Source organism: Sphingomonas kyeonggiensis (genome assembly GCF_014196745.1).
Classification (GTDB): Bacteria; Pseudomonadota; Alphaproteobacteria; order Sphingomonadales; family Sphingomonadaceae; genus Sphingomonas; species Sphingomonas kyeonggiensis.
Genome location: NZ_JACIEH010000003.1, coordinates 877,454 through 894,570, shown reverse-complemented (window position 1 = coordinate 894,570; position 17,117 = coordinate 877,454). Strand labels below are relative to the sequence as shown.

Here is a 17,117-nt window from a genome sequence, read left to right as displayed (position 1 = left end):
AGCCCTGGTGCCGGTGGAGAATACCCCTCCACCAGCTTCGCTGGTCCCCCTCCCCCTCCGGGGGAGGATTGGGTATGAAGCGGATCATTGCATCGTCTCCGCCGTTACGCGATCCAATGCCCATGCATCCCGCCCACGAAGCCCCGCCCGCCTCGCGCCGCATCCCCTGGCCGATCCTCGCAGCCGCAGGCTTTGCGCTCTTCCTGCTCGCTTTGCTCTGGTTCGGCCATGAACTGGCGGAAGGTGACGGCGCCACGATCGACCGCGCGATCATGCTGGCGATGCGCGTTCCCAACCATCCGCTCCAGCCGATCGGCCCGGCCTGGCTACTCTCGGCGGTGCGCGACGTGACGGCGCTCGGCAGCACCACCGTGCTGAGCTTCATCGTGCTGGTCGCGGCGATCTTCCTCGGGCTCGCCGGCCGGATGCGAACGGCGTTCCTCGTGGTCGGCGCCTCGCTGCTCGGCTCGGTCGCGGTCGAGACGATCCGCAGCTTCATCGCCCGGCCCCGTCCGCAGCTGACCGGCCAGCTGATGGAGGTGAACTCGGCCAGCTTCCCCAGCGGCCATGCCGCGATCAGCGCGATCGTCTACCTGACCCTCGCCACCCTGCTCTTCCCGGTGCTGCCCGACCGCCGCATCCGCGCCTTCGTGCTGATGGTCGCGCTGGTGCTGACGTTCTCGGTGGGCCTCAGCCGCCTCTATCTCGGCGTCCACTGGCCGAGCGACGTCCTGGCCGGCTGGGCGTTCGGCGGCGTCTGGGCGATGCTGTGGTGGCGGATCGAGCTGGAGCTACTGAGCCGGGCGCAGGCCAGGGCCTAGCCCTGGCGCTCGGCGAGCTTGCGCTCCCAGGCCAGCGCGTCCTTGACGATGCCTTCCAGATCGTCGTGCTTCGGACGCCAGGGCAGCGCCGAGAGGATCGCGCTGTTGTCCGCGATCAGCGCGTCGGGATCGCCCACGCGACGGCCTTCGAGCTTGCGCTCGATCGTCAGGTTGGTCACCCGGTCGACCGCGTCGAGCACCTGCAGCACCGAGAAGCCGCGGCCATAGCCGGCGTTCATCGTGTGGTTCTCGGTCGGCCTTGCGATCAGCAGGTCGAGCGCATCGACATGCGCGGCGGCCAGGTCGCTGACATGGATATAGTCGCGCACGCCGGTGCCGTCGGGCGTGTCGAAATCGGTGCCGAACACCGAGACATGGCTGCGCTTGCCGGTAGCCGCCTCGGCCGCGATCTTGATCAGGTGGGTGGCGCCGGCGGTCGACTGGCCGCTGCGCCCCTGCGGATCGGCGCCGGCGACGTTGAAATAGCGCAGCGCCGCATAGTTGATCGGATGCGCCGCGGCGACGTCCTTCAGCATGATCTCGGTCATCAGCTTGGACATGCCGTACGGGTTGATCGGCTGCTTCGGGCTGTCCTCGCGCACCGGCACGACCTCGGGGATGCCATAGGTCGCCGCGGTCGAGGAGAAGATGAAGTGCTTCACGCCCTCGGCCACCGCGCTCTCGATCAGCGAACGGCTCGCGGCGGTGTTGTTGCGGTAATATTTGAGCGGGTCGCTCACGCTCTCCGGCACCACCACCGAGCCGGCGAAGTGCATGATCGCGATCACGCCGTGCTCGCGGATCGCGGTGCGGACCTTGTCGTCGTCGGCGATGTTGGCGACCACCAGCCTGGCGCGCGGATCGACGGCCCAGTCGAAGCCGGTGACCAGGTTGTCGACCACCACGACCTGCCAGCCGGCATCGAGCAGCGCCAGCACCGCATGGCTGCCGATATAGCCCGCCCCGCCCGTAACCAGCACCGTGCCTTCGCGCATACCAAACTCCGCATTGTTCTTCGCGCGTCCAATCCTATCTTTGCGCCGATAGCAAGGAGTTCGCGATGAGCATTGAAACCGCTACGCTGGCCGGAGGGTGCTTCTGGTGCACCGAGGCCGTGTTCAACGATGTGATCGGCGTTCAGTCGGTCGAAAGCGGCTATATCGGGGGCACCAAGGAGAACCCGACCTACAAGGAAGTCTGCACGGGAACGACCGGCCACGCCGAGGCGATCCGGGTGAGCTTCGACACCGACCAGATCTCGTATGGCGAGATCCTCGACATCTTCCTGGCGACGCACGACCCGACCCAGCTCAACCGCCAGGGCAACGATATCGGCACCCAGTATCGCTCGGCGATCTTCCCGCACTCGGCGGAGCAGGAGCGCGAGGCGCTGGATGCGATCGAGCGCGCCCGGCCGGACTGGCCCGAGCCGATCGTCACGGCGATCGAGCCGCTCGGCGAATGGTGGTCTGCCGAGGACTACCACCAGGAATATTGGCAGGGCGACGGCCAGCGTAACCCCTATTGCCTGGCGGTGATCCCGCCGAAGCTGCGCAAGCTCCGCAAGAGCTTCGCCGCACGCAGCAAGGAAGGCGCTACGGCGTAACCGGACTCAATCCTCCCTCGGCGAAGCCGGGGGAGGGGGACCGCGCCCGCAGGGCGTGGTGGAGGGGGCATCTCCCCGAGCAGCTCGCTTGCGGCCAAGCCCCCTCCACCAGCCTGCGGCTGGTCCCCCTCCCCCGCTTCGCGAGGGAGGATCTTGGACTATTCCCTTCCCCCCGGCAGCGCCTCGCCTTCGATCGGCGGGCGCTTGCCCGCTTCGGCGCCGAGCGCCTTGTAGACGAAGCCGCCGAGCAACCCGCCGACGATCGGTGCGATCCAGAACCAGAGCAGCTGCTGCAGCGCGATGCCGCCTTCGAGCAGCGCCGGCCCGGTCGAGCGCGCCGGGTTCACCGACGTATTGGTCACCGGGATCGAGATCAGGTGGATCAGCGTGAGCGCCAGCCCGATCGCGATCGGCGCGAAGCCGGCCGGGGCGCGGCTGTCGGTCGATCCCATGATCACCATCAGGAACATGAAGGTCAGCACGACCTCGATCACCATCCCGGCCTGGAACGAGAAATGGCCAGGCGAATGCTCGCCGAACCCGTTGGAGGCGAGGCCTCCGGCATAGCCCGGCGCACCGCTGGCGACGTACCAGAGCAGGCCCGCCGCGATCACCGCGCCGATCACCTGCGCGATCACGTAGAGCGGGATGTCCCTGGCCGGGAAGCGCCCGCCGGCCCACAGGCCGAAGGTAACCGCCGGGTTGAGGTGACAGCCCGAGATATGGCCGATCGAATAGGCCATGGTGAGAACCGTGAGACCAAAGGCGAGGCTGACGCCCGCCAGCCCGATGCCGACATCCGGAAACGCCGCGGCCAGCACCGCGCTGCCGCATCCGCCGAAGACGAGCCAGAAAGTGCCGATCAGTTCGGCGAGACCACGTTGCACATTGCTCATGCTTGTTGCCCTCCTGCTGTGTTCGGTCTCTCCCATCCAGACCTGCGCAAATTTGTAGGTCTTGATCGAGTCGGAAGTAAAGCCGCTCGCGGGTTGCGGCGACGGCGGCACTGTGGTGAGGGGAATGTCGATGACGCTTCCCGACCGCAGTTTCGCCGCCTTCCTGTTCGACATGGACGGCACGCTCGTGAACTCGATGGCGGTGGTCGACCGCGTGTGGCGCGCCTGGGCGGCGCGGCACTGCATCGAGACCGATCCGCTGATGGCGGCGCTGCACGGCGTCCGCGCGATCGAGACGATCCGCCGCTTCGCCCCCGCCGGCGTCGATGCCGAGGCGGAGACCGAAACGCTCACCCAGGCCGAGATCGACGATATCGAAGGGCTGGCCGAAGTCGGCGGCGCAGCTACCTTTCTCGCCCGCATCCCCGCCGGGCGCTGGGCGCTGGTGACCTCCGCCCCGCGCGCGCTGGCGCTGCGCCGGCTGGAGGCGGCCGGCATTCCCCTGCCCGAGATCGTCATCGCCGCCGAGGATGTCGCCCACGGCAAGCCCGCGCCCGACTGTTTCCTGCTGGGCGCCGAGCGGCTCGGCGTCGAGATCGGCGACTGCCTGGTGTGGGAGGACAGCCCCGCCGGCATCGCCGCCGCCGATGCGGCAGGTGCCGCCGCGATCGTCATCACCGAGACGCATCACGAGGTGATGGACACGCCGCACCCGGCCCGGGCGGATTATCGCGGCATCGATGTCGAGACCGATGCGAACGGCTGGCTACGGCTGGTCGCGCGCTAGTAAGCGGCGCGGCGCAGCCGGTCGTTGATCGCCACGCCGATGCCGGTCTCGGGGATCGGCGCCACCGCGATGGCCGGAGCGTCGCTGGCATCGGCGCGGTGGAGCGCGTCGAACAGGTTGGCGGCGGCTTCGGTGAGGTCGCCGATGGCGGAGAGGGTCTCGACACCGGGGATCGGGCCGAAGCCGATCAGGTACTCCCCGCCCTGCGCTTCGGTCGCGTTAAGGCGCACAGGCTTGGACGGGGCGTAGTGGCTGTCGAGCTGGCCGGGCGCGACAATCCCCGCTTCTTTCCCCGGCGAAGGCCGAGGCCCAGCCTCAGAATCCAGGTCCGCCCCCCGGCCTTCGCCGGGGAAAAGCTGTTCGGCGCTCAGCGGTCCGGGACGCAGGATCCGGTTGCCCATCACGATCGTCGACTCCACTCCTGCCGGCGTCGCCCCATCGTCGATAACCAGCGGGATGCGCCCGGCAAGGCTCTTCGCGACATGCTCGGCACGCGTCGGACTGATCGAGCCGCTGGCATTGGCCGAGGGTGCGGCGAGCGGCTTGCCCGAGGCTTCGAGCAGCGCCTGCATCGCGCGGTGGCGCGGCACGCGGATCGCGATCGTGTCGAGCCCCGCGGTGACCAAAGACGCGATCCCGGCATCGGCGCGCAGCGGCAGCACCAGGGTCAGCGGCCCCGGCCAGAAGCGCTCCGCCAGGTCACGCGCGCGTTCGTCGAACTCGGCGATCCGCTCGGCGGCGGCGAGGTCCGGGACATGGACGATCAGCGGATTGAAGCTCGGCCGGCCCTTGGCGGCATAGATGCCCGCGACCGCGCGCGACTCGGTCGCGTCGGCGGCCAGACCGTACACCGTCTCGGTCGGCACCGCGACGCATTCGCCGGCGCGAATCAGCGTCGCCGCCTCGGCGATCGCGGCCATGCCGTAAGGTAAGACTCTCGGATTTGTCGGGCTCACTTTGGGCGAGCTATACGGCGCGAAACCAGACCACAAGAGAGGCCCTATGTTCACCCCCGCCACCGCCGATCAGCGCTTCGTGCTGGAGACCATCGTTCGCCTGGGCGAGATCAGCGCGGAAGCCGCCGAAATCACCGATGCGGTGCTCGATGGCGCGGGCCAGTTCGCCGCCGGCGAATGGGCGCCGCTCGAGCGGCTGGGCGACACAAATGGCCCGAAATGGACGCCCGACGGCGTAAAGATGCCGGCGGGCTTCGCCGAGGCCTATCAGGCCTATGTCGAGGGTGGCTGGGGCACGATCGGCTCGCCGGCCGAGCATGGCGGCCAGGGCCTGCCGGTCAGCCTGTCGATCGCCGTGCTGGAAACGCTCGGCACCGCGAACATGGGCTTCGCGCTCGCCCCGATCCTCACGGTCGGCGCGGTCGAGGCGCTGATGCACCACGGCACGCCCGAGCAGCAGGCGCTGTACCTCCCGCACCTCTCGACCGGCGCCTGGACCGGCACGATGAACCTGACCGAGCCCCAGGCCGGCTCGGACGTCGGCGCGCTGCGCAGCACCGCCACGCCCGCCGGCGAGGGCAAGTGGAAGATCAAGGGCACCAAGATCTTCATCAGCTTCGGCGACCACGACATGGCCGATAACATCGTCCACCTCGTCCTCGCCCGCACGCCGGGCGCGCCGGCCGGGACCAAGGGCATCTCGCTGTTCCTGGTGCCGAAGTACCGGCTCAACGCGGACGGCACGCCGGGCGACTTCAACGATGTCCGCACCGTCTCGATCGAGCACAAGATGGGGCTGCATGCCTCGCCGACCTGCGTGCTCTCGTTCGGCGACAATGACGATTGCATCGGCGAGCTGGTCGGCCCCGAGCTGGGCGGCATCCGCGCGATGTTCACGATGATGAACAATGCGCGGCTCAATGTCGGCCTGCAGGGCGTGCAGGTGGCCGAGCGCGCCACCCAGCGCGCGGTCGCCTATGCCCGCGAGCGCGTGCAGGGCTATCGCGGCGGGGCGCAGGTCGCGATCGTCGAGCATCCCGATGTCCGCCGGATGCTGCTGCGGATGAAGGCGCAGACCCAGGCGGCGCGGGCGCTGGTCTATTACGCCTTCGGTCAGCTCGACCGCGCGCGGGCCGGCGATGCGGAAGCGGAGAAGCGCGTCGAGCTGCTCACTCCGCTCGCCAAGGCGCACGGCACCGATCTCGGCAACGAAGTCGCCAGCCTGGGCGTCCAGGTCCATGGCGGCATGGGCTATATCGAGGAGACCGGCGCGGCCCAGCATTTCCGCGATGCGCGGATCACGCCGATCTACGAGGGCACCAACGGCATCCAGGCCGCCGACCTGGTCGGGCGCAAGCTCTCGATGGACAATGGCGGCACGCTGCTCGGCCTGATCGGGCAGATGCGCGAGGATGCCGAGGACACCGGCCTGGTCAACCTGATCGACGCCTGCGAGGAAGTCGCGCGCAACCTGCTGTCGAGCGAGATGGATGACCGGCTGGCGGCGAGCTATCCGTTCCTGACCATGCTCTCCACTGCGGTGTGCGGCTGGCTGATGGAGGCCAGCGGTCGTGCGGCGGCGCGCAGCGAGGGCGATCCGGCGTTCCTGAAGATGAAGCAGGCGGCTTCGCGCTTCTATGTCGCGCAGATCGTGCCCGAGGCGCTGGGCCTGATGCCCGCCGCGATGGCCAAGGCGGAAATGCTCTACGCAATCGATGCCGAAGGCTTCGCCGCGTAGAGCTTCCCCCTTTTGATCGGGCCAGCATAGCAAAAGCCGGCGGGATGCCCGCCGGCTTTTACCGCCGAAACGGCTGGAATGACGCGATCAGTTGTAGCGGTTGCCGCCCGGATCGGCGCGGAAGCCATTGTCGGCGCCGCCCTGGCAGCGCTGGTCGTCGGGGTGCTTCTTGCAGAGCTTGCGGAGTTCCTTGCCCTCGCGCGCTTCCTTCTCGCGCATCTTGCGGCCGTAGTTGCGGTCGCTTTCGTCCTGGCTGGTCGTCGTCCAGTCGACCACCTTGCCGCCTGCCTTCACCGGCATGGTCGCGACATCGACCACGGTCTTGGCGATGCAGCCGCCGCTGAGCAGCGGCAGGGCAACGATGAACGGCACCAGAAACTTGCGCATGGAAATCCCTTATCCCCCCTTGTGCGCCCCTGCCGCGGCATCGCGCGCTTCAACACCAATATAGGGGAAATCGGTGAAGAAACCGTCCACGCCCAGCCCGATGAAATACAGGATCTCGTCCTTGAGGCGACCATGGTCGGCCGGATTTGCGCCGGAACGGTAGCTGGGCAGGAGGAAGAAGTTCTCCGCCCGAAACGTCCAGGGGTGCAGCTTGAGCCCTGCGGCGTGCGCGTCGGCGATCAGCGCGGTCGCCGGCCCGGAGACCGGCTGGATCATCGTCAGCTCGGGGCCGATCCCGTACGCATAGGCGGCCACTGCCTTGAGCCCTTCCGGCGTGATCATCGCCTTGTAGCTCGGTTGCGCGCCGTCCGCCGGGGCGCCTGCACCGGCCATCAGCTGGATCAGCCGAACCTTGGTCATCGTCCTGAGCTTCTTGAGGTTGTTCACCTCGAACGACTGGATGAACACCGGCGCATCGGCGCGGTCCCAGCCCGCGGCCTTGAGCTTGTCGACCAGCCGCTGCTCCACGGCCAGGCCGATCGAGGCGAAATAGGTCGGGTGCTTGGTCTCGGGATAGATGCCGATCGTGCGCCCGGTCTGCTTCGACGCCTTCTTGGCCAGCGCAATGACCTCGTCGAACGTCGGCACCTCGGCCTGGCCGTCGAACTTCGTGTTGTCGGGACGGAATTTGGGCAGCCGCTCCTTGGCGCGAAGCGTCTTCAGCTCGGCGAGGGTGAAGTCCTCGGTGAACCAGCCGGTCATCGTCTCGCCGTCGATCGTCTTGGTCGCCTTGCGGTCGGCGAACTCGGGATGATCGGCGACGTTGGTCGTCTCGGTGATGTTGTTCTCGTGCCGCGCGACGAGCACGCCGTCCTTGGTCGGCACCAGGTCGGGCTCGATGAAGTCGGCGCCCTGCTCGATGGCGCGCTGGTAGGAGAGCAACGTATGTTCGGGGCGTTCGCCGCTCGCGCCGCGATGCGCGATCACGATTACCTTGTCGGTGTTCCCATGCATGGCATGACCTTGCCCCAGAGCGACGCCCGGCACCATCAGCATCAGCGCGGCAATCAGCGATCTCGTCACGAAACTCTCCACTCGTTACGGGGTTGGGCCTAGGCTGCGGATATGACGGTTGCGAGGCGATATGGCGGATAATGACAGCGTGCTCGCGGCGGCCCGCGCCTGGCGGGGCGAGCGGCTGGCGCTGGCCACCGTCGTCTCGACCTGGGGATCGGCGCCGCGGCCGCGGGGCAGCCATATGCTCGTCCATGAAGACGGGCGATTCGAGGGATCGGTCTCCGGTGGCTGCGTCGAGACCGACATCCTGCAGACCGCCGCCGAAGTGATCGCCGGGGCGCCGGCGGTGGTGAAGACCTACGGCGTCGCGGATCCGGCGGCATGGGAAGTCGGCCTGCCCTGCGGCGGCGAGATTTCGGTGCTGGTCCAGCCGGTCTCGGCCAAGGGCTTTCCACCCGAACTGTTCGGGGCGATCGATGCGGCCCGGGCGAAAGGCGAGTCCTTCGACGTCGGGACCGATCTTGCCACCGGCCACTCCGCGCAAGGGCCGGGCGCGTTCCTCAACCGCTATGATCCGCCGCGCCGGCTGCTGATCATCGGCGCGGTGCAGATCGCCCAGACGCTCGCCGGCCTGGCGCGGGAGCTGGGCATCCTGATCCATGTCATCGACCCGCGCGGGAGATTCTTGACCGCCGAGCGTTTCCCCGGGGTGATGCTAGACGACCGATGGCCCGACGAAGCCGTGACCGCCCTGCAGCCCGATCCCGCCACCGCCGTGGTGACGCTCAGCCACGACCCCAAGATCGACGATGCCGCCCTGCTCGCCGCGCTGCGCTTCCCGACGGGCTATGTCGCGGCCCTGGGATCGCGCCGCAGCCATGCCGCACGGCTGGAGCGGCTCGCGGCCGCCGGTGTCGCGCCCGCCGACCTGACCCGCATCGAAGGCCCTGCCGGGCTCGCCATCGGGGCGATCGGCCCCGCCGAGATCGCCCTGTCCATTGCCGCAGCCATGGTGAGGAAATTCCATGCTCAAGCCTGACCAGACCGCCCTGATCCTGCTCGCCGCAGGTCATTCGCGCCGCTTCAACGATGGCGACAAGCTCGCCCAGCCGTTCCTCGACAAGCCGCTCGCCTATCATGTCGTCACGGCGCTGGAGCGCATCCCCTTCGCCGCGCGGATCGCGATCGTCTCGGGCACCACGCTCGACTTCGCAGCGCTTGGCTATGACGTGGTCGAGAATCCCGACCCCTCGCTCGGCCAGGCGCGCTCGCTCTGCTACGGCGTGGAGCGGGCAAGGCAGCTGGGCGCGGAGGCGGTGCTGGTCGCGCTGGCCGACATGCCACGCGTCACCGCCGCCCATATCTACCGCATGTTCGACGCGGCTGATGGTCCGGCGACGATCGTCGCCTCGTCCGACGGGGTGGACCCGATGCCCCCGGCGCTGTTCGGCGAGGACATGTTCCCCACCCTGCTCAAGCTCGAGGGCGACCAGGGCGCGCGCGAGCTGATCCGGCGCGGCCGCCATGTCATCGCCCCGCCCGCCGAGCTGGTCGACATCGACACGCAGCAGGATCTTCGCCAGTTGCGCGAGCTCTATGGCCTGCGCACCGACGGGCGGCCCGAACAGCCGCCCGCGCTCATTCGTGACGAAGCGCGTCGATCGGATTGAGGCTCGCCGCGCGCCGCGCCGGGAAATAGCCGAACACCACACCGATGATCGCCGAGATGGCGAAGGCGATGACGTTGATCTGCACGTCGAACAGGAAGGGCAGCGAGCCCAGCCACGACATCAGCGCCACGGCGATTTGCGCCAGCAGCAGCCCGATCAGACCGCCCAGCATCGACAGCACCACAGCCTCGACCAGGAACTGCATCAGCACTTCGCTCGCCACCGCGCCGATGGCGAGACGGATGCCGATCTCGCGCGTCCGCTCGGTCACCGACACGAGCATGATGTTCATGATGCCGATGCCGCCGACGACCAGGCTGATCCCGGCCACCGCCGCAACAATCTGGGTGAGCAGGGTCGTGGTGCCGGTCAGCGTCGCGCTGATCTGGGCAGTGTCGAAGATGTTGAAATCGTCGTCCTTGCCGCCGGTGATCTGGCGACGCTGGCGCAACAGGTCGGTGATCGAAGCCTGGATCTGGGCGCTGTCATAGTCCGGATCGACGCCGACCAGCATCAGCCGGATGTCGCGATTGCCGGTGAAGCGGCGCTGCACCTGCTTGATCGGCATGATGATCACGTCGTCCTGATCACCGCCGAAGCCGGCCTGGCCGCGCGTCGAGAGCACGCCGATCACGTCGCAGGAAATGCCGTTGACGCGGATCCGGTCGCCCACGGCGGCACCGCCGCGGAACAGGTTGGTGCGGATCGTCGAGCCGATGACACACACGGCCTTGCCCGCCTGCTCCTCGGCGCGGTTCCAGTAGCGCCCGTCGACCAGCGGCCAGGGCTGGACCTTGAAATAGTCGTTGGTGGTGCCGTTGATCGTCGTCGACCAGTTGGCGCCATTGTAGATCACCGTCGCGGTCGACTGCGCCTGGGGCGCGACCGCGGCGACGCCGGTGATCTGCTGGCGGATCGCCTGGACGTCCTCTTCCTTGAAATCGGGCGGGCGCGGTCCACCGCCGCCGCGGCCGAAGCCCTGGCCGGGACGGATCTGGAGGATGTTGGTGCCGAGCGCCGAGATCTGCTGCTGCACCGCCGCCGTGGTCGCCTTGCCGAGCGTCACCATGGTCACCACCGCAGCGACGCCGATGATGATGCCGAGCGCGGTGAGGATCGAGCGCAGCTTGTGGCGCAGGATCGAGCGGATCGCGAGGATGAAGGTGGTGCCGAACATTATTGCGTCACCGCCTCGCCCTGGTGGTGCCCGGTCTCGATCCGCTCGACCAGCCCGTCCTTGAAGTGGATGATCGTGCGCGCGAAGGCGGCCATGTCGGGTTCGTGGGTGACCATCAGCACGGTGATGCCGCTGTTCTGGTTCAGATCGGTGAGCAGCTGCATGATCTCCACCGAGCGTTCGGAATCGAGGTTGCCGGTAGGCTCGTCGGCGAGCAGCACATCGGGGTTGGTGACGATCGCCCGGGCGATCGCGACGCGCTGCTGCTGGCCGCCCGAAAGCTCGGCCGGCGTATGGTCCCACCAGTTCTTCAGCCCGACCTTGTCGAGCGCCGCCATCGCGGCTTCGCGGCGCTGCGCCTTGGGGTCGCCGCGATAGAGCAGCGGCAGCTCGACATTCTCGAGTGCCGAAGTGCGCGCGAGCAGGTTGAAGCCCTGGAAGACGAAGCCGAGATATTTGCGCCGGAGCAGCGCCCGCTGGTCCCGTTCGAGCTTCTCGACATGCACGCCCTTGAACAGGAACTCGCCCGAGGTCGGCACGTCGAGGCAGCCCAGGATGTTCATCGTCGTCGACTTGCCGGAACCCGACGGGCCCATCACCGCGATGAAGTCGCCTGCGTCGATGTCCAGGTCGACACCCTTCAGCGCCTGGAAGGCAGTGGGGCCTTCGCCGAAGGTCTTGATGATCCGCCGGAGCTGGATCAGCGGCGCGCCCGCGTCACTGGCCGCCACGCTGACCTCCCGCGCCGCCGCCCTGGCCACCCTGCCCGCCCGAGCGGCGCTGGCCGCCGCTGCGGCGCTGGCCCGAGCTGTTGCCGGCGAGCTGGCCGGTGATCACCTTGTCGCCCGGCTTGAGATTGCCGCCGGTGACTTCGGTGACGGTACCGTCGGTATCGCCCGTGGTGACCTGCACCGGCTGCGGCTTGCCTTCGGCATCCTGGACATAGACGGTCTGCTGTCCCGACATCGTCGCACCCCCCGCCTGCTTGTCCGCGCCGCCTTGCGTGTTCCCGCGCCGACGCGGCCCGCGCGGCACGAGGGCACCGGCAATACCGCTTCCCGTGCTGCTCGCGCTGGGGCTGGCGGGGGTCGCCGGCGTGAAGCGCAGCGCTGCATTGGGCACCAGCAGGACATTGGGCTTGGACTTGGTGATGATCTCGGCCGTCGCGGTCATGCCCGGGCGGAGCTGGAGATCGGGGTTGGCGACGCTGAGCGTCGCGGCATAGGAGACGACCTGGCTCTGCGTCGTGCTGGTCGTCGTGCTGCTGCTCGACGAGGTCGAGGCGGTCAGGTTCGAGCCCAGGTCGACGCGGGTGATCGTCGCCGGGAAGGTCTTGCCCGGGAAGGCATCGACGGTGAAGCTGGCGAGCTGGCCCTGCTTGACCGAGCCGACATCCGCCTCGTCGATCGCGACCTGCAGCTCCATCGCGCTCAGGTCCTCGGCGATCACGAACAGAGTCGGCGTGTTGAACGAGGCGGCGACCGTCTGGCCCTCGTCGATCTGGCGGACGAGCACCACGCCGTTCACCGGCGCGCGGATGACGGCCTTGTAGCGCTGCGTCTCGTTCGAGGACAACGCGGCACGCTGCGACACGACGTTCGCCTGCGCCGAGCGCACACCGGCGACCGCGCGCTGCACATCGGCCCGCGCAGTTTCCATCTCCACCTTGGCCGGCACCTTGCCGCCCGACAGGCGGCTGACCTCTTCCATGCGGGCGAGGTTCGCCTGGGCCTGGGCGAGCGTCGCCTGGTTCTGCGCGACCGTGGCGATCGCGGCGTTGAGCGTGGCCTTGCTCTGGGTGATCGCATCGTCGAGGCGCGAAGTGTCGAGCACCGCGAGCGGCTGGCCCTTGGTCACCCGGTCGTTGACGTCGACCAGCACCTTCTCGACCAGGCCCGAAAGCTCCGAGCCGACTTGCACCTGGTTGGTCGGAGCGAGCTTGCCGGTGGCGGAGACGGTGACGGTCAGGTTGCCGCGCTGCGCCTCCTCGGTCGCATAGCGCGTCTCGGTGCTGGTGCCGAAGAAGCGCCAGCCGAGCAGGATCACCAGCAGCGCGCCGAGCGCGATCAGACCCCATTTCAGCCAGCGCCGCCACCAGGGACGCGGCGGCGTGCCGAGAAAGGCGTCGAGATTCTGGTTGGGATCAGTTGCCATTGGCGGTGCTGCCTGTCGTCGGAGCGGTGGGAGTGACGCTCGCGTCCCAGCCGCCGCCCAGCGCCTGGAAGAGCTGGATCAGCGCGGTCGCCTCGTCCGAGCGAGCGGAGACGAGCCCGTTGCGCGCGGAGATGAGGGAGGACTCGGCCTGGTTGAGCGTGGTGAAATCGGTGAGGCCCGAGCGATATTGCATGCGGGCGAGCAGCGTCTGGTTGTTCGCCGCATCGAAGGCGTTGGTGAACTCGGTCTCGCGGCGCTGCGCGGTCTGCAGCGCGACGATCGCGTTCTCGATGTCCTCGAGGCTGGTCAGCACGGTTGACTTGTAGGCGAGGAAGGCGCCCTCGGCCGCGGCCTGGGACGAACGGACCTGGCTGGCGCGGCGGCCGCCGTCGAAGATCGTCTGGGCGATGTTGGAGAACAGCCGCCCGGTGATCACGTCGAACAGCGAGGACAGCGCCGAGCTGCCCGAATCGATGCTGCCGCCGATCGACAGCGCCGGATAGAGCTGGGCCTGGGCGACACCGATATTGGCCGTGGCAGCGGCGAGGTTGCGCTCGGCCGAGCGGACATCGGGCCGCTGGCGCAGCGCATCGGCCGGAATGCCCGCGGCAACGCTCCCCGGCCCCTTGGGGATCGGCTTGACCGCTTCCATCTCCGCCTTGAGCGCACCCGGCGTCTGGCCGGTCAGCACGCCGAGGCGCGAGACGAAACCGTTATAATTGGCCTCAAGCGTGGGGATCGTGGCAGCAAGCTGGGCGCGACTGGCCCGGGCCTGCTCCTGGTCGAGCGAGGAGACCAGCCCGGCCTGGAGGCGCCAGCCGGCGATCTGGAGATTGTCGTCGGCGATGGCGAGGCTGTCGCGCGCATTGGCGATCTGGGCCTGGGCGACGCGGGCGAGCACATAGTTGCGCGCCGTCTCCGCCTCGGCCGAGATCAGCACCGTCGCATAGTCGAACCCGCTCGCTTCATAGGAGGCGCGGGCACCCTCGACCCCGCGGCGCACCCCGCCGAACAGGTCGACCTGGTAGCTGGCATCGGCGCCGACCGTGAAGCTGGTGCTGCCGCCCTGCGAGAAGCTGGTGACGGTGCCGTCGGGCAGCGTCGTGGTGCGAGTGCCGCCACGCAGTGATTCACTGTGCGAGACGCCGCCCGACGCGCTGAGGCTCGGATAGAGGCTCGCGCGCTGCTGGACGAGCGACTCCCGCGCCTGGCGCAGGCGCGTCACCGCCTGGGCGACGTCGAGGTTGGCGGCCTGGGCGCGCTGGACCAGGCTGGCGAGCATCGGATCGTCGAACCGGGTCCACCACTGGCTCAGATCCTCGCGCGCCTTCTGCTCGGCGGGAACCGACCAGGCATCGGGCACGCCAAGCTCGGCGGCGGCGCGCGGATGATAGTCCGGCCCCACCGCGCAGGCGGAAAGCGACAGGGCGAGCAGCATGCTCAGGGTCAGCGGACGATTGGCCATGGCCTCTACATGTTTCCGAAGCCGTTTCGGTTCCAGAAGAATATTGTCGCAATATGTCTCCGACCATGTCGGATCGTGCGCGGAAAGATATTCTGCGCTTGGCGCGAGACGCGCGCTTGGGCAGAGAGGCGCCAAATCAAGAGGAGCCCGTGATGAGCGACAGCGTCAGCATCCACCCCGTACCGGAAAGCTGGGCCCGTACCGCTCGCGTGGATGCCGAGGGCTATGAGAAGCTCTATGGGATGAGCCTCGCCGATCCGGGCAGCTTCTGGCTCGAGCAGGCGCGCCGGCTCGACTGGATCAAGCGCCCCGAGATCGCCGGCGACTGGTCGTTCGACGAGGCTGATTTCCGGATCAACTGGTTCGCCGACGGCAAGCTCAACGTCGCCGCAAACTGCATCGACCGCCACCTCGCCAAGCGCGGCGACAGCGTCGCGATCATCTGGGAACCCGACGCGCCGGAGGAAGAACCGAAGCGCTTCACCTATCGCCAGCTCCATGCCGAGGTCTGCCGCTTCGCCAATGTGCTGAAGGCGCAGGGCGTCAGGAAGGGCGACCGCGTCACCATCTACATGCCGATGATCCCCGAGGCGGCGTTCGCTTTGCTCGCCTGCGCGCGGATCGGGGCGATCCATTCGGTGGTGTTCGGCGGCTTCTCGCCCGAGGCGCTGGCCGGCCGCATCACCGATTGCGATTCCACCGTGGTGATCACCGCCGACGAGGGCCGGCGCGGCGGCAAGAAGGTCCCGCTCAAGACCAATGTCGATGCCGCAGCGGCGCATGTCCGCTGTCTCGAAAAGGTGATCGTGGTGAAGGCCACGGGCGGCGACGTGCCCATGCAGGAAGGCCGCGACCTCTGGTATCACGAAGCGGCAGCAGAAGTACCCGCCGAGTGCCCCATCGAGCCGATGGGCGCCGAGGACCCGCTGTTCATCCTCTACACCTCAGGATCGACCGGCAAGCCCAAGGGCGTGCTCCACTCCTCGGGCGGCTATCTGCTCTGGGCGAGCCTGACCCACGAACTGGTGTTCGACTACCGCCCCGGCCAGATCTACTGGTGCGCGGCGGATATCGGCTGGGTCACGGGCCATAGCTATATCGTCTACGGGCCGCTGGCGAACGGCGGCACCACCCTGATGTACGAGGGCGTGCCCAACTGGCCCGACGCCAGCCGCATCTGGCAGGTGGTCGACCGGCACAAGGTCGAGATCCTCTACACCGCCCCGACGGCACTGCGCGCGCTGATGCGCGAGGGCGGCCAGTACGTCACCAGCACCTCGCGCGCTTCGCTGCGGCTGCTCGGCTCGGTCGGCGAGCCGATCAATCCCGAGGCATGGCGCTGGTATTACGACGTGGTCGGCGAAGGCCGCTGCCCGATCGTCGACACCTGGTGGCAGACCGAGACCGGCGGCCAAATGATCACCCCGCTGCCCGGCGCCACCGCGCTCAAGCCGGGCTCGGCGACCAAGCCCTTCCCCGGCGTCGATCCGCAGATCGTCGATGCCGAGGGCAAGGTGCTGCACGGCGCGACCGAGGGGAACCTGGTCATCGCGCGCAGCTGGCCGGGCCAGATGCGCACCGTCTGGGGCGATCACGAGCGCTTCTTCCAGACCTATTTCACCACCTATCGCGGCAAGTATTTCACCGGCGACGGCTGCCGCCGCGACGAGGACGGCTATTACTGGATCACCGGCCGCGTCGACGACGTGATCAACGTCTCGGGCCACCGCATGGGCACCGCCGAGGTCGAGAGCGCGCTGGTGCTCCATCCCAAGGTGGCCGAGGCCGCGGTGGTCGGCATGCCGCACGACATCAAGGGCCAGGGCATCTATGCCTATGTCACCCTCAACGCGAACTGCCAGGCCGATGACGCGCTGCGCGCCGAGCTGATCAAATGGGTCCGTACCGAGATCGGCCCGATCGCCACCCCCGACGCGCTGCAGTTCGCACCGGGCCTGCCCAAGACGCGCTCGGGCAAGATCATGCGTCGCATCCTGCGCAAGATCGCCGAAGGCGACGTGTCGAGCCTGGGCGACACCAGCACGCTCGCCGATCCGTCGGTGGTGGAGGATTTGGTGTCAAATCGGGTGCAACTCTCCACCGCCGGCTGACGATTTCAGGCATGATGCCTCCGCCAGCTTGGGGGAGGCATCATGAGCAACATCTATGCAGGTATCCGGCGCGCGTTCGGCAAGGATGTAGAGGGCGCACGCCACTGCGCGGACCGGCTGTTGAAGATCCGCGCGCGGCAGGCCGAGCTGCGCGAGCGCAAGTGCGACTCGTCGCTGCTGCTCGCGACCTGGAACATCCGCGACTTCGATTCGAACAAGTTCGGCTTCGGCCCGCGCCGTACCGAGAGCTTCTACTACATCGCCGAGATGATCTCCTGCTTCGACCTGGTCGCCGTGTAGGAGGTCAATCGCGACCTCTCCGCCTGGGAGAA

17 protein-coding genes are annotated in these 17,117 nt (G+C 68.2%); 8 read left to right on the top strand and 9 right to left on the bottom strand.

Features of this window, described 5'->3' with window-relative positions:
• The first annotated feature begins 122 nt into the window (after window positions 1–122).
• Window positions 123–821: a phosphatase PAP2 family protein gene (locus tag GGR46_RS19475; protein ID WP_183999658.1), complete on the top strand. Its 699-nt coding sequence runs from the start codon at window positions 123–125 to the stop codon at window positions 819–821.
• On the opposite strand, the gene galE is transcribed toward GGR46_RS19475, so the two are convergent.
• Window positions 818–1,816 (bottom strand): UDP-glucose 4-epimerase GalE, encoded by a 999-nt coding sequence (gene galE / locus GGR46_RS19470; RefSeq protein WP_183999657.1) that lies wholly within the window; start codon window positions 1,814–1,816, stop codon window positions 818–820. The genes GGR46_RS19475 and galE overlap by 4 nt on opposite strands.
• Window positions 1,817–1,881: 65 nt before the next feature.
• Between galE and msrA the strand changes: the two genes are divergently transcribed.
• A complete protein-coding gene (gene msrA, locus GGR46_RS19465) occupies window positions 1,882–2,427 on the top strand; it encodes a peptide-methionine (S)-S-oxide reductase MsrA (protein ID WP_183999656.1) in 546 nt (181 codons plus the stop codon).
• A gap of 158 nt (window positions 2,428–2,585) precedes the next feature.
• On the opposite strand, the gene aqpZ is transcribed toward msrA, so the two are convergent.
• Window positions 2,586–3,323 (bottom strand): aquaporin Z, encoded by a 738-nt coding sequence (gene aqpZ / locus GGR46_RS19460; protein ID WP_183999655.1) that lies wholly within the window; start codon window positions 3,321–3,323, stop codon window positions 2,586–2,588.
• Between the two features lie 130 nt (window positions 3,324–3,453).
• Here aqpZ and GGR46_RS19455 point away from each other — a divergent pair, with 130 nt between their 5' ends.
• The gene (locus GGR46_RS19455) at window positions 3,454–4,110 is read left to right on the top strand and encodes an HAD-IA family hydrolase (protein ID WP_183999654.1); all 657 of its coding nucleotides are present in this window, start codon (window positions 3,454–3,456) and stop codon (window positions 4,108–4,110) included.
• Here GGR46_RS19455 and GGR46_RS19450 read toward each other — a convergent pair.
• Entirely contained in the window at window positions 4,107–5,030 is a 924-nt protein-coding gene (locus GGR46_RS19450) for an L-threonylcarbamoyladenylate synthase (protein ID WP_183999653.1), read from the bottom strand. The two genes, GGR46_RS19455 and GGR46_RS19450, sit on opposite strands and share 4 nt — an antisense overlap.
• Before the next feature lie 82 nt (window positions 5,031–5,112).
• Between GGR46_RS19450 and GGR46_RS19445 the strand changes: the two genes are divergently transcribed.
• Window positions 5,113–6,804 carry an acyl-CoA dehydrogenase family protein gene (locus GGR46_RS19445; RefSeq protein ID WP_183999652.1) on the top strand — a complete coding sequence of 564 codons (1,692 nt, stop codon included), beginning with the start codon at window positions 5,113–5,115 and terminating at the stop codon, window positions 6,802–6,804.
• An 87-nt stretch (window positions 6,805–6,891) separates the two neighbouring features.
• Here GGR46_RS19445 and GGR46_RS19440 read toward each other — a convergent pair whose 3' ends face one another.
• Window positions 6,892–7,191, bottom strand: a complete 300-nt coding sequence (locus GGR46_RS19440) for a hypothetical protein (RefSeq protein WP_183999651.1) — start codon at window positions 7,189–7,191, stop codon at window positions 6,892–6,894.
• A gap of 9 nt (window positions 7,192–7,200) precedes the next feature.
• On the bottom strand, window positions 7,201–8,241 hold the full coding sequence (locus GGR46_RS19435) for a glycerophosphodiester phosphodiesterase (RefSeq protein ID WP_184000110.1): 1,041 nt from the start codon (window positions 8,239–8,241) through the stop codon (window positions 7,201–7,203).
• Between the two features lie 94 nt (window positions 8,242–8,335).
• On the opposite strand from GGR46_RS19435, the gene GGR46_RS19430 reads away from it, so the two are divergent.
• Both GGR46_RS19430 and GGR46_RS19425 read left to right on the top strand, forming a co-directional pair.
• Window positions 8,336–9,247, top strand: a complete 912-nt coding sequence (locus tag GGR46_RS19430) for an XdhC family protein (RefSeq protein ID WP_183999650.1) — start codon at window positions 8,336–8,338, stop codon at window positions 9,245–9,247.
• Window positions 9,234–9,878, top strand: coding sequence for a nucleotidyltransferase family protein (locus tag GGR46_RS19425; protein WP_183999649.1), 645 nt, complete (start codon window positions 9,234–9,236; stop codon window positions 9,876–9,878). Before GGR46_RS19430 ends, GGR46_RS19425 begins: the two co-directional genes overlap by 14 nt.
• Here GGR46_RS19425 and GGR46_RS19420 read toward each other — a convergent pair.
• The 4 genes from GGR46_RS19420 to GGR46_RS19405 are packed head-to-tail and all read right to left on the bottom strand — an operon-like array spanning window position 9,847 to window position 14,674.
• Window positions 9,847–11,055, bottom strand: coding sequence for an ABC transporter permease (locus tag GGR46_RS19420; protein ID WP_183999648.1), 1,209 nt, complete (start codon window positions 11,053–11,055; stop codon window positions 9,847–9,849). The two genes, GGR46_RS19425 and GGR46_RS19420, sit on opposite strands and share 32 nt — an antisense overlap.
• A complete protein-coding gene (locus GGR46_RS19415; RefSeq protein ID WP_425506588.1) occupies window positions 11,055–11,786 on the bottom strand; it encodes an ABC transporter ATP-binding protein in 732 nt (243 codons plus the stop codon). Before GGR46_RS19415 ends, GGR46_RS19420 begins: the two co-directional genes overlap by 1 nt.
• The gene (locus GGR46_RS19410; protein ID WP_183999646.1) at window positions 11,773–13,209 is read right to left on the bottom strand and encodes an efflux RND transporter periplasmic adaptor subunit; all 1,437 of its coding nucleotides are present in this window, start codon (window positions 13,207–13,209) and stop codon (window positions 11,773–11,775) included. The genes GGR46_RS19415 and GGR46_RS19410 overlap by 14 nt, the downstream gene beginning before the upstream one ends.
• Window positions 13,199–14,674, bottom strand: a complete 1,476-nt coding sequence (locus tag GGR46_RS19405; RefSeq protein ID WP_183999645.1) for an efflux transporter outer membrane subunit — start codon at window positions 14,672–14,674, stop codon at window positions 13,199–13,201. The genes GGR46_RS19410 and GGR46_RS19405 overlap by 11 nt, the downstream gene beginning before the upstream one ends.
• A 152-nt stretch (window positions 14,675–14,826) precedes the next feature.
• On the opposite strand from GGR46_RS19405, the gene acs reads away from it, so the two are divergent.
• Window positions 14,827–16,785 carry an acetate--CoA ligase gene (acs, locus tag GGR46_RS19400; RefSeq protein ID WP_183999644.1) on the top strand — a complete coding sequence of 653 codons (1,959 nt, stop codon included), beginning with the start codon at window positions 14,827–14,829 and terminating at the stop codon, window positions 16,783–16,785.
• A gap of 42 nt (window positions 16,786–16,827) precedes the next feature.
• Entirely contained in the window at window positions 16,828–17,085 is a 258-nt protein-coding gene (locus GGR46_RS25215) for a hypothetical protein (protein ID WP_221262856.1), read from the top strand.
• The last annotated feature ends 32 nt before the right edge of the window (window positions 17,086–17,117 follow it).

Bases quoted from the DNA above. Each gene is read 5' to 3' on its own strand.
- GGR46_RS19475 (WP_183999658.1), top strand. From the start codon at position 123: ATGCATCCCGCCCACGAAGCCCCGCCCGCCTCGCGCCGCATCCCCTGG.
- galE (WP_183999657.1), bottom strand. From the start codon at position 1,816: ATGCGCGAAGGCACGGTGCTGGTTACGGGCGGGGCGGGCTATATCGGC.
- msrA (WP_183999656.1), top strand. From the start codon at position 1,882: ATGAGCATTGAAACCGCTACGCTGGCCGGAGGGTGCTTCTGGTGCACC.
- aqpZ (WP_183999655.1), bottom strand. From the start codon at position 3,323: ATGAGCAATGTGCAACGTGGTCTCGCCGAACTGATCGGCACTTTCTGG.
- GGR46_RS19455 (WP_183999654.1), top strand. From the start codon at position 3,454: ATGACGCTTCCCGACCGCAGTTTCGCCGCCTTCCTGTTCGACATGGAC.
- GGR46_RS19450 (WP_183999653.1), bottom strand. From the start codon at position 5,030: ATGGCCGCGATCGCCGAGGCGGCGACGCTGATTCGCGCCGGCGAATGC.
- GGR46_RS19445 (WP_183999652.1), top strand. From the start codon at position 5,113: ATGTTCACCCCCGCCACCGCCGATCAGCGCTTCGTGCTGGAGACCATC.
- GGR46_RS19440 (WP_183999651.1), bottom strand. From the start codon at position 7,191: ATGCGCAAGTTTCTGGTGCCGTTCATCGTTGCCCTGCCGCTGCTCAGC.
- GGR46_RS19435 (WP_184000110.1), bottom strand. From the start codon at position 8,241: ATGGTGCCGGGCGTCGCTCTGGGGCAAGGTCATGCCATGCATGGGAAC.
- GGR46_RS19430 (WP_183999650.1), top strand. From the start codon at position 8,336: ATGGCGGATAATGACAGCGTGCTCGCGGCGGCCCGCGCCTGGCGGGGC.
- GGR46_RS19425 (WP_183999649.1), top strand. From the start codon at position 9,234: ATGCTCAAGCCTGACCAGACCGCCCTGATCCTGCTCGCCGCAGGTCAT.
- GGR46_RS19420 (WP_183999648.1), bottom strand. From the start codon at position 11,055: ATGTTCGGCACCACCTTCATCCTCGCGATCCGCTCGATCCTGCGCCAC.
- GGR46_RS19410 (WP_183999646.1), bottom strand. From the start codon at position 13,209: ATGGCAACTGATCCCAACCAGAATCTCGACGCCTTTCTCGGCACGCCG.
- GGR46_RS19405 (WP_183999645.1), bottom strand. From the start codon at position 14,674: ATGGCCAATCGTCCGCTGACCCTGAGCATGCTGCTCGCCCTGTCGCTT.
- acs (WP_183999644.1), top strand. From the start codon at position 14,827: ATGAGCGACAGCGTCAGCATCCACCCCGTACCGGAAAGCTGGGCCCGT.
- GGR46_RS25215 (WP_221262856.1), top strand. From the start codon at position 16,828: ATGAGCAACATCTATGCAGGTATCCGGCGCGCGTTCGGCAAGGATGTA.